We start from the raw sequence: 9,987 nt of genomic DNA on the forward strand, positions 1-9,987 counted from the left end.
GGCTCCAATGGATGATCGCGCGTTCGTTCAAAAAGCGGGCGACGTGCCCGAGTGGACTTGACTTTACTGGGTTTGCTGCGGCGATGCCGGGCCCATCGACATTCGCGGACGTGGCCGGGGACAACGGGGCCGGGAGCATGACCAGCGCCGCGCAAGCGGGCAACAAAAATGGACCCTGAAGGTCCATTTTTGATTGCTATCTGGCGGAAACGGAGGGATTCGAACCCTCGATGAGGCTCTACACCCCATACTCCCTTAGCAGGGGAGCACCTTCGGCCACTCGGTCACGTTTCCGGAAATCTGGCTTTATTATGTCACGACTGTCTAGCACTGTCCGCTGGTATCTGGTCGAGGTCGAACGCCTTGTGCAGGGCGCGCACGGCGAGCTCCATATACTTTTCGTCGATCACGACGGAGGTCTTGATTTCGCTGGTGGAGATCATCTGGATGTTGATGCCCTCTTCGCTCAACACGCGGAACATCTTGCTGGCGATGCCGACGTGGCTGCGCATGCCGATGCCAACGATGCTGACCTTGCAGATCTTGGCGTCGCCGGTGACTTCCTGCGCGCCCAGCTTGGGCAGCACCTGGGTCTTGAGCAAGTCAATCGCCTTGGCATAGTCGTTGCGGTGCACGGTAAAGCTGAAGTCGGTTTTGCCCTCTTTGCTGATGTTCTGGATGATCACATCGACTTCGATGTTGGCGTCGGCCACGGCACCCAGGATCTGGTAGGCAATGCCCGGGGTGTCGGGCACGCCGAGCACGGAGATTTTGGCTTCGTCGCGGTTGAAAGCGATGCCCGATACGATGGCTTGTTCCATGTTTTCGTCTTCCTCAAAACTGATCAAAGTGCCTGATTTGGCTTCTTCGTTGATGTCGATATCCCATTCGGTGAAGCTGGACAGCACGCGCAGCGGCACCTTGTACTTGCCGGCAAATTCGACCGAGCGAATCTGCAGCACCTTGGAGCCCATGGAGGCCATCTCCAGCATCTCTTCAAAGCTCACCGTATGCAGGCGGCGCGCTTCGGGCACCACGCGCGGGTCGGTGGTGTAAACGCCGTCCACGTCGGTGTAGATCAGGCACTCATGCGCTTTTAAAGCGGCCGCAATCGCCACCGCCGAGGTGTCCGAGCCGCCGCGGCCCAGGGTGGTGATGTTGCCACCCTCGTCCACACCCTGAAAACCGGTGATGATCACGACCTTGCCGGCCTGCAGATCGGCGCGCACCTTGCTGTCGTCAATCGACTCGATGCGGGCCTTGGTGTGGGCGCTGTTGGTCTTGATGGCGACCTGCCAGCCGGCATAGCTGACCGAGGGCATGCCTTCGGCCTGCAGCGCGATCGCCAGCAGCGCGCTGGAGGCCTGCTCGCCGGTGGCGGCCAGCGCGTCCAGTTCGCGGTGGTAGGCGTCAGCGGGGCGGCTGGGCGACAGCTCTTTGGCCAGGCCCAGCAGGCGGTTGGTTTCGCCACTCATGGCGCTGGGCACCACGACCATCTGGTGGCCGGCCCGCGCCCACTTGGCGACGCGCTTGGCCACATTGCGGATACGCTCGGTCGAGCCCATCGAGGTGCCGCCGTATTTATGAACGATCAAAGCCATTGCAGGATGTCAGTCAGGGGTTGGTTGCGAACATTTGTTTTTGCGTAACCGCGCGTACTACAGCGCTTCGGCAGCTTCTCGGTGCCACCAGCAAAGCCTGCAATTATACCTAGGACTACTACCTAGTTAGCCGGCCTTATCACCCAAAGGGGTGTAGCGCAGCACGGCTCCGGCGCGGGTGATATGCCCGCTTCCGACCTTGAGGTGAAGCTGGTGGCCCCGGGTGGTGCAGGCGGCAATCTGGCCCAGCAACTGCGCCAGCTGGGCGGTGCTGGGCGTGGCCTGGTGCGCCCGCAGCAGCCAGTGGCGCAGCACATTGGCTTGCCGCGCCGCCGACAGGCCCTGCAGCGCCTGGATGGCGGGCGGGTTGCCGACCCGGTCCAAATCTTCCTGCGCCACTTCCACCAGCAATTCCTGCGCCTGCGCGGCATGCCTTGCGCTGCGCGCAAAGGTCTGGCGAAACCGCGGAAAGGCGCTGTCCAGCGCCGGCAGCAGGCGCGCCCGGATGCGATTGCGGGTGTAGCGCTCATCGCTATTGCTCGGGTCGTCGACAAACGCAATCTGCTGGCGCACCAGCCAGTCGCGCAGGGCGGCGGCCGGCGTTTGCAGCAGCGGCCGGTAAAACGTCACGCCGTCGCGTTCAAACCTTGGCGCCATCGCCGACAGGCCGGGCAGCCCGGCGCCGCGGCTCAGCGCCAGCAACAGGGTTTCGACCTGGTCATCGGCATGCTGGCCGAGCAGCACGGCTTGCAGACGGAGTTGCCTGGCGGCAGCGGCCAAGGCCGTGTAGCGCGCGCGCCGCGCCGCATCTTCCGGGCTGTCGCCGGGGCCATGGCGCGCATCGACCTGCAGCACCTGCAGCGGCAGCGTCAGGCCGGTGCACACCGATTCGCAGACGCGCACAAAATCATCGGCCGCAGGCTGCAGCCCGTGGTGCACATGAAGGGCCCGCACCTGGCCGGGCCAGCGTTCGGCGGCCGCCAGCAGCAGGGCGCAGGAGTCGGCGCCGCCGCTGTAAGCCACGCCGATGGGCGCCGCCAGGGAAACAACGAGGGGAAGGGAATCGAGCGCCACCAGCGCCGGATTCAACGAGTTTGGCGGGTTCATCACCTCAGAACCCTTGTCGGCTGAAAGCCTACTTGGCGTCGGCTTTGATGTCGTTAAAACGGCCATAGCTTTGCAGGCGCTCATAGCGTCGGTCCAGCAGCTCCTTGACCTTCAAATCGCTGACCTGCCGGAACGCGTCGCCCAGCGCCCGCTTCAAAAAGGCGGCCATCTGCTTGTGGTCGCGGTGCGCGCCGCCCACCGGCTCGTTGACGATCTTGTCGATCACGCCCAGCGCCTTGAGCCGGTGCGCGGTGATGCCCAATGCCTCGGCGGCGGTTTGCGCCTGCTCGGAGGTCTTCCAGAGGATGGAGGCGCAGCCTTCGGGGCTGATGACGGAGTAAATCGCATACTGCAGCATCACCACCTGGTCGGCCACCGAAATCGCCAGCGCGCCGCCCGAGCCGCCTTCGCCAATGATGGTGGTGATGATGGGCACCTCGAGTTGCGCCATCTCAAAAATATTGCGGCCGATGGCTTCGGACTGGCCGCGCTCCTCGGCGTCGATGCCGGGATAGGCGCCGGGCGTGTCGACAAAGGTGAACACCGGCAGCTTGAACTTTTCGGCGGTTTTCATCAGGCGCAGCGCCTTGCGGTAGCCCTCGGGCTTGGTCATGCCGAAATTGCGCAGGCCGCGCTCACGGGTGTCGCGCCCTTTCTGGTGGCCCAGCACCATGCAGGCGGTGCCGTTAAAGCGGGCCAGGCCGCCGACGATGGACAGGTCGTCGGCAAAATGCCGGTCGCCGTGCAGCTCGACAAAATCGGTGAAGATTTCGTTGATGTAATCGAGCGTGTAAGGGCGCTCGGCATGGCGGGCGATCTTGGTGACTTGCCACGGGGTCAGGTCGCTGTAAATGTCTTTGGTGAGTTGCTGGCTCTTTTTGGCCAGCTGGTCGATTTCTTCGGAAATATCGACGGCGGACTCGGTCTGCACGTAACGCAGTTCTTCAATTTTTCCTTCGAGGTCCGCAATCGGCTGCTCGAAATCGAGGAAGGTCTTTTTTGCCATGTGCTGCTCCTCAGGCTTTTGAAACTTTAACCGGCTCGGTCCCCAGGACCGGCAGGGGATCGAGCGAACGCCAAATATACCAAGTTGCCACGCTGCAATACGGCGCCCAGGCGGCGGCCACCTCGCGCGCATCGCTGCGGCTGACGGATTCGCCCGAAAAATAGTTCTGGCTGATGCCGTTGATCAGTCCCACATCGTCCAGCGGCAGCACGTTGGGGCGCATCAGGTAAAAAATCAGGAACATCTCGGCGGTCCAGCGGCCAATGCCGCGAATCGCCACCAGCTCGGCGATGATGGCCTCGTCGTCCATCGCCTCCCACTGCTTGACGTGGACCGTGCCGGCGTCAAAGTGAATCGCCAGGTCGACCAGGTATTCGACCTTGCGCGCGCTCAGGCCCGCCGCCCGCATGTCGTCGACCTTGAGTTTGAGCACATGGCCCGGCGTCATCTTTTTGGGCAGCGCGGCAAACCGGTGCCAGACGGTCTGGGCCGCCTTGACGGAAATCTGCTGCCCGACAATGCTGCGCGCCAGCGTGCTGAAGGCGTCGCCGCGCGCCTGCAGGGCGGCATCGCCCGACTGCGGAATCAGCCGTTTCATGACCCGGTCTTTCTTGACCAGATGCCGGCAGGCCTCGGCCCAGTAGGCCGGTACCGTGGTGGTGACCTCGGGCACCTCGGCCAGTTCGACGCTGGCGGGGCCGCTCTTTACTATATTTTTCATAGCGGCTTGCGCCCGTTCTGTAGGGGCTGGAGGCCGAAATGGCTTAAAAAACTCACACCTTTGCCTCCCACGTGGTGCCGGCGGATGAATCCTTCAGCACAATGCCCTGGGCCAGCAAGTCGTTGCGGATGCGGTCGGCCTCGGCAAAGTTTTTTGCCCGCTTGGCGGCTGCGCGCTGCGCAATCAGGCTCTGGATGCTGGCGTCATCCAGCCCCACGCCGGCCTGCAGGTAGCTGCCGGGCTCGCCCTGCAGCAGCCCCAGGCAGCCGCCCAGGCTTTTGAGCAGGCCTGCCAGTTCGGCCGACCGGGTCTTGTTGACTTCGCCGGCCAGGTCAAACAGCACGGCCACCGCCTCGGGCGTGCCAAAGTCTTCGTCCATGGCGGCCTTGAAGCGGGCGGCAAACGGGCTGGCCCAGTCAATCGCCACCTCGGCAGGCCTGACCAGGTCGAGCGCGGTGTACAGACGCTTGAGCGCACCGCGCGCGTCGTCCAGATGCGCGTCGCTGTAATTGAGCGCGCTGCGGTAATGCGCCCGGACGATGAAGAAGCGAATCGTCTCGGCGTCGTACTGCCGCAGCACTTCACGGATGGTAAAAAAATTGCCCAGCGACTTGGACATTTTTTCGTTGTCCACGCGCACAAAGCCGTTGTGCATCCAGAAGCGCGCCAGCGGCTGGCCGTTGGCGCCCTCGCTCTGGGCAATCTCGTTTTCTTGGTGCGGAAACTGCAAGTCAGCGCCGCCGCCGTGACTGTCGAAGGTCTCACCGCGCGTCTGGCAACTCATGGCCGAGCATTCGATATGCCAGCCAGGCCGCCCCATGCCGTAATCATGGCCCAGCGCCGCGCTGTCCCACTTCGCGTCCTCGGGTTCGCTGGCCTTGGCGGACTTCCAGAGCACGAAGTCCAGCGGGTCTTCCTTGCCGTCCAGCACCGCCACGCGCTCGCCGGCGCGCAGCTCGTCGAGCGATTTGCCCGACAGCTTGCCGTAGCCCCTGAATTTGCGGACCGCGTAGTTCACATCGCCGCTGGAAGCCCGGTAAGCCAGGCCTTTTTCCTCCAGCGTGCCTATCATCTGCAGCATTTGCGGCACGTACTCGGTCGCGCGCGGCTCCAGGCTGGGCGGCTCTATGCCCAGTGCGCCAATATCCTGGTGCATGAAGGCAATCATCTCGTCGGTCAGCGCCCGAATGGTGATGCCGCGTTCGAGCGCACGTTTGATGATCTTGTCGTCGATGTCGGTGATGTTGCGCACGTACGTCACCTGCAAGCCACTGGCCTTGAGCCAGCGCTGCACCACGTCAAAGGCCATCATCATGCGCGCATGACCGATGTGGCAAAGATCGTAAATCGTCATGCCGCACACATACATGCGCACATGGCCGGGGATCAGGGGCGAAAATTCTTCAACCTCACGCGACAGCGTGTTGTAAATGCGAAGGCTCATGGATGGGCTGGATGCGTGGCCTGAGGTCAACCGGTCTGGCGATCAACGGGTCAGAGGGGAAAACTGAAAAAAACTGTGTCTGGCTGGCACTGCGGGCACCCGGCCAGGGCAAAATCCGGACGGCTGCGAACTATACCCCCTCAGCTACAATCTGCCAGTATAGCCAGCCGGGCTGACACGGCGCCATGGCCCCCGGCCAAGCAGCGGATCCGCGGCCAGGCCGCCCGTTTTATATACTGCCCTGGTAGTTAGCGGCCCATGACAAGCTTTTGCCGGTTTTTTCAAGTTTGCCCGGGCCCCAAGGCCTCCCCACCATAGCGAGAGTTTTCATGCCCCTGCCAGCCCTCTTTTCACGCCAGCCCCTGTCCACTGCCCTGCGCCTGCTTTGTCTGGCGGCCACGCTGTCCGTGGGTGCCGTCCAGGCCGACGACTATGCCGATGTCAACGCCCTGATGCGCGGCGGCCGCTACCCCGAGGCCATGGCCAAGGTGGACCAGTCGCTGGCCGGCAAGCCGCGCGACCCGCAGATGCGTTTTTTCAAGGGCGTGATCCAGACCGAAACCGGCAAGACCGGCGACGCGATTGCCACCTTCACCCAGATCACGCAGGACTACCCCGAGCTGCCCGAGCCGTATAACAACCTGGCCGTGCTGTATGCCGGCCAGAGCCAGTTCGACAAGGCCAGGGCCGCGCTGGAAATGGCGATACGCACCAACCCCAGCTACGCCACCGCCCACGAAAACCTCGGTGACATATACGCCCGCCTCGCCAGCCAGGCCTACAGCAAGGCCTTGCAGCTGGACGGCAGCAACACCGGCGTGCAGCCCAAGCTGGCGCTGATCCGCACCCTGTTCTCTGCCGACACCAAAGGCGGCGCCAAGCCCGCGCCGGCCGCGGCGGCCACGCCCGCGGTGGTGGCCAAGCCGGCCCCGGCCGTGGTGCCGCCTGTGGCGGTGCCGCCCGCCGTGGCCGCTGTCAAACCCGTTGCGCCGCCGGTCGTGGCCACCGCACCGGCCGCGCCCGCGCCCGCGCCTGTGGCCAAACCTGCCCCGGCTGCCGACACTGGCGCCGAAAAACAGGTTGAAACCGCCGTGCGCGCCTGGGCCGACGCCTGGGCCGCCAAAGACATGAGCGCCTACCTGGGCAGCTACGGCCAGAACTTCGACACCCCCGGCAAGCAGTCGCGCAAAAGCTGGGAAGAAGACCGCCGCACCCGCATCGTCGGCAAGTCACGCATCAGCGTCAAACTCTCCGGCCTGGCGATCGCGGTGCAGGACAGCAAGGCCACCGCCAGGTTCAAGCAGGAGTACAGCGCCGATTCGCTGAACATTTCGAGCCGCAAGACGCTGGACCTGGCCAAGGTCGGCGAGCGCTGGGTCATCGTCAAGGAATCGACGGGCGGCTGATGAACGGCTTACGTACGGGTCTGTCGGGCACCCGCTTGCATCCCGGCAGTTTTTTCTGAGAGTCCCCATGAAAAGGACTTCGGCAACTCTTTTTTTGATCGCGCATTGCCTGGCGCTGGCGTTGCCGTCCGCGCACGCCGACAGCGGCCCCAGGGCCAAGGCCAGGGTCCCGGCCAAGGCGCAGGCACCGCGCCAGGCCGCGGCCATGCGCCCCGCCGTCGCCAGCCACGCCGCCGCGCGCAGCCCGGTCCGGCATGAAGTCCGCGACGGTGAGCCGGAAGCCCGGCTGATCGAAGTCTACAAACTGATCGGCCAGGCCGACAGCCGGCAGGCCCTGCGCAAGGCCGAAAACCTGGTCAGGGACCATCCCAACTTCCAGCTGGCGCAGCTGGTGTATGGCGATCTGCTGTCGGGCCAGACGCGCCCGCTGCGCACCCTGGGCGATGTGCCCGACACCACGGCCAAATCGGCCGCGCAGCAGCTTGCCGAGCTGCGCGAGGAGTCGCAGCTGCGCCTGCGCGCGCTGCGCGAGCGCCCACCCAGCGGCGCGATTCCGTCGCAGTTTCTGGCGCTGTCGCCGCGCAGCCGCCATGCGATTGCAGTGGACGCGTCGCGCTCGCGGCTGTACCTGTTTGAAAACGGCAGCGACGGCCTCAAGCTGGTCGCCGACTACTACATCTCGGTCGGCAAACTGGGCATCGAAAAAAACGTCGAGGGCGACCAGCGCACGCCGCTCGGGGTCTACTTCATCACCAGCAACCTCGACCCGAAATCGCTCAAGGACTTTTACGGCTCGGGCGCGCTGCCGATCAACTACCCGAACCAGCTCGACCTCAAGCGCGGCAAAACCGGCGGCGGCATCTGGCTGCACGGCACGCCCTCGGACCAGTATTCGCGCGCGCCGCTGTCCACCGACGGTTGCGTGGTCATTGCCAACCCCGATCTGGCCCGCATCATCAAGACCGTGGAAATCCGCAGCACGCCGGTGGTGATCGCGCCCAGCCTCAAATGGGTGGCGCCGCAGTCGCTCAAGGCCGACAGCAAGCAGTTTGAAGACGCGCTGCAGGCCTGGCACAGCGCCAAGTCCAGCGGCGACGTGGCCCGCCTGACCAGCTGGTACGCGCCCGACTTCAACACCCTGGGCAAAACGCTGACCGAATGGCAGCCGGCGCTGCAAACCGAACTCAAGCAACTGGGCGGGCGCGGCATCGAGCTCAAAGACGTGTCCTACCTGCGCTGGACCGACAGCAACGACACCATGGTGGTGACCTTTGCCGAACTGGTCAAGGGCGCCAAAACCGGCCGCGTCAAGCGCCAGTACTGGAGCCGCCACGGCAGCCAGTGGAAGATATTTTTTGAAGGAACTGTTTGATGGCCCTGCCACCACCTGCCCCGTTCACCGCCTTGCGCCGCAGGGTGCTGGCCGCCAGCGCGCTGTCGCTGGCCTGCATCGCCGCGGCCCCGGCGCTGGCGCAGGCCGCGCCCAGGGTGAAGTTTGCCACCAGCGAAGGCGATTTCGTGGTCGAGGTCTACCCCGACAAGGCGCCCAAAACCGTCGCCAATTTTTTGCAGTACGTCAGGGACAAGCACTACGACGGCACGATTTTTCACCGCGTCATCAGCAACTTCATGGTGCAGGGCGGCGGCTTTGATGCCAGCTATGCGCAAAAGCCCGCCCGCGCGCCGATTGCCCACGAAGGCCGCGAAGCGCTGGCCAAGGGCGGCGACAAAAACCTCGTCGGCACGCTGGCCATGGCCCGCACCGGCGACCCCAACTCCGCTTCGGCGCAGTTTTTCATCAACGTCAAGGACAACGAGTTCTTGAACCCGACGCCGATTCCCGCCGGTGACCCGGTGGCCGAGTTCAGCTACCAGGGCAAGGTCTACAAAAACGTGCCGCGCGCGCAGTTGCTGGGCGCCTCCGAACTCTACGGCTACACCGTGTTTGGCAAGGTCGTGAGCGGCATGGACGTGGTCAACAGGATCAAGGCCGTGCCCACCGGCGCGGCCGGCCCCTTCCCCACCGACGTGCCCAAGACGCCGGTTCTCATCAAATCCGCAACCCTGGTCAACTAATCAACTGGTCGACCAACCCACCCACTTCAACACAGAGGCCCCCCATGAGCAACCCCAAAGTAGAACTCCACATCAAGGACCACGGCGTCATCACGCTCGAACTCGACGCCGCCAAGGCGCCCAAGACCGTCGCCAACTTTCTGAGCTACGTCAACAAGGGCCACTACGCCAACACCGTGTTTCACCGCGTGATTCCCGGCTTCATGGTGCAGGGCGGCGGGTTCGAGATCGGCATGAAGCAAAAGGCCACCGACGGCGAAATCGAAAACGAAGCCGGCAACGGCCTGAAGAACGACAAATACACGGTCGCGATGGCGCGCACCAATGCGCCGCATTCGGCCAGCTCGCAGTTTTTCATCAACGCGTCGAACAACAATTTCCTCAACCACACCGCACCGAACGCATCGGGTTGGGGCTACGCCGTGTTCGGCAAGGTGATTGCGGGCATGGACGTGGTCGACAAGATCGAAGCCGTCAAGACCGCCAACAAGGGCGGCCACAGCGATGTGCCGCAAACCGACGTCGTGATTGAAAAAGCCGTCGCCCTCTAAACGCAGATTTTGCAGATTTTGCAGATTTGGGGTCAGACATCCGCGTCACGGCGGCAGATCACGCTGCAGGCATCC

General features: G+C 63.9%; 9 protein-coding genes and 1 tRNA gene. 4 read left to right on the top strand and 6 right to left on the bottom strand.

From position 1 onward, the window contains the following. Positions 1 to 201: 201 nt before the first annotated feature. The 6 genes from RMO23_RS07315 to cysS form a co-directional block, all read right to left on the bottom strand. Positions 202 to 294 (bottom strand) — tRNA-Ser (locus RMO23_RS07315). 20 nt (positions 295 to 314) lie between these two features. Continuing rightward, positions 315 to 1,601 carry an aspartate kinase gene (locus tag RMO23_RS07320; RefSeq protein WP_309679984.1) on the bottom strand — a complete coding sequence of 429 codons (1,287 nt, stop codon included), beginning with the start codon at positions 1,599 to 1,601 and terminating at the stop codon, positions 315 to 317. A gap of 126 nt (positions 1,602 to 1,727) precedes the next feature. Further along, positions 1,728 to 2,708 carry a tRNA lysidine(34) synthetase TilS gene (gene tilS / locus RMO23_RS07325; protein WP_309679986.1) on the bottom strand — a complete coding sequence of 327 codons (981 nt, stop codon included), beginning with the start codon at positions 2,706 to 2,708 and terminating at the stop codon, positions 1,728 to 1,730. Between the two features lie 28 nt (positions 2,709 to 2,736). Continuing rightward, on the bottom strand, positions 2,737 to 3,714 hold the full coding sequence (locus RMO23_RS07330) for an acetyl-CoA carboxylase carboxyltransferase subunit alpha (RefSeq protein WP_309679988.1): 978 nt from the start codon (positions 3,712 to 3,714) through the stop codon (positions 2,737 to 2,739). A 10-nt stretch (positions 3,715 to 3,724) separates the two neighbouring features. Continuing rightward, on the bottom strand, positions 3,725 to 4,435 hold the full coding sequence (locus RMO23_RS07335) for a DNA-3-methyladenine glycosylase 2 family protein (RefSeq protein WP_309679990.1): 711 nt from the start codon (positions 4,433 to 4,435) through the stop codon (positions 3,725 to 3,727). A 52-nt stretch (positions 4,436 to 4,487) separates the two neighbouring features. Beyond that, positions 4,488 to 5,879: a cysteine--tRNA ligase gene (gene cysS, locus RMO23_RS07340; protein ID WP_309679992.1), complete on the bottom strand. Its 1,392-nt coding sequence runs from the start codon at positions 5,877 to 5,879 to the stop codon at positions 4,488 to 4,490. A gap of 329 nt (positions 5,880 to 6,208) precedes the next feature. On the opposite strand from cysS, the gene RMO23_RS07345 reads away from it, so the two are divergent. From RMO23_RS07345 to RMO23_RS07360, 4 genes are all read left to right on the top strand, one after another. Next, on the top strand, positions 6,209 to 7,285 hold the full coding sequence (locus RMO23_RS07345) for a tetratricopeptide repeat protein (RefSeq protein ID WP_309679994.1): 1,077 nt from the start codon (positions 6,209 to 6,211) through the stop codon (positions 7,283 to 7,285). A 67-nt stretch (positions 7,286 to 7,352) separates the two neighbouring features. Beyond that, positions 7,353 to 8,657: a L,D-transpeptidase family protein gene (locus tag RMO23_RS07350; RefSeq protein ID WP_309679996.1), complete on the top strand. Its 1,305-nt coding sequence runs from the start codon at positions 7,353 to 7,355 to the stop codon at positions 8,655 to 8,657. Further along, positions 8,657 to 9,361: a peptidylprolyl isomerase gene (locus RMO23_RS07355; protein ID WP_309679998.1), complete on the top strand. Its 705-nt coding sequence runs from the start codon at positions 8,657 to 8,659 to the stop codon at positions 9,359 to 9,361. Before RMO23_RS07350 ends, RMO23_RS07355 begins: the two co-directional genes overlap by 1 nt. Before the next feature lie 44 nt (positions 9,362 to 9,405). Beyond that, positions 9,406 to 9,912, top strand: coding sequence for a peptidylprolyl isomerase (locus tag RMO23_RS07360; protein WP_309680000.1), 507 nt, complete (start codon positions 9,406 to 9,408; stop codon positions 9,910 to 9,912). Positions 9,913 to 9,987: the final 75 nt, after the last annotated feature.

Source organism: Polaromonas sp. (genome assembly GCF_031411155.1).
Lineage (GTDB): Bacteria > Pseudomonadota > Gammaproteobacteria > Burkholderiales > Burkholderiaceae_C > Polaromonas.

Excerpts from the sequence above, each read along its gene's own strand:
- RMO23_RS07320 (WP_309679984.1), bottom strand. The coding sequence starts at position 1,601 with ATGGCTTTGATCGTTCATAAATACGGCGGCACCTCGATGGGCTCGACC.
- tilS (WP_309679986.1), bottom strand. The coding sequence starts at position 2,708 with ATGAACCCGCCAAACTCGTTGAATCCGGCGCTGGTGGCGCTCGATTCC.
- RMO23_RS07330 (WP_309679988.1), bottom strand. The coding sequence starts at position 3,714 with ATGGCAAAAAAGACCTTCCTCGATTTCGAGCAGCCGATTGCGGACCTC.
- RMO23_RS07335 (WP_309679990.1), bottom strand. The coding sequence starts at position 4,435 with ATGAAAAATATAGTAAAGAGCGGCCCCGCCAGCGTCGAACTGGCCGAG.
- cysS (WP_309679992.1), bottom strand. The coding sequence starts at position 5,879 with ATGAGCCTTCGCATTTACAACACGCTGTCGCGTGAGGTTGAAGAATTT.
- RMO23_RS07345 (WP_309679994.1), top strand. The coding sequence starts at position 6,209 with ATGCCCCTGCCAGCCCTCTTTTCACGCCAGCCCCTGTCCACTGCCCTG.
- RMO23_RS07350 (WP_309679996.1), top strand. The coding sequence starts at position 7,353 with ATGAAAAGGACTTCGGCAACTCTTTTTTTGATCGCGCATTGCCTGGCG.
- RMO23_RS07355 (WP_309679998.1), top strand. The coding sequence starts at position 8,657 with ATGGCCCTGCCACCACCTGCCCCGTTCACCGCCTTGCGCCGCAGGGTG.
- RMO23_RS07360 (WP_309680000.1), top strand. The coding sequence starts at position 9,406 with ATGAGCAACCCCAAAGTAGAACTCCACATCAAGGACCACGGCGTCATC.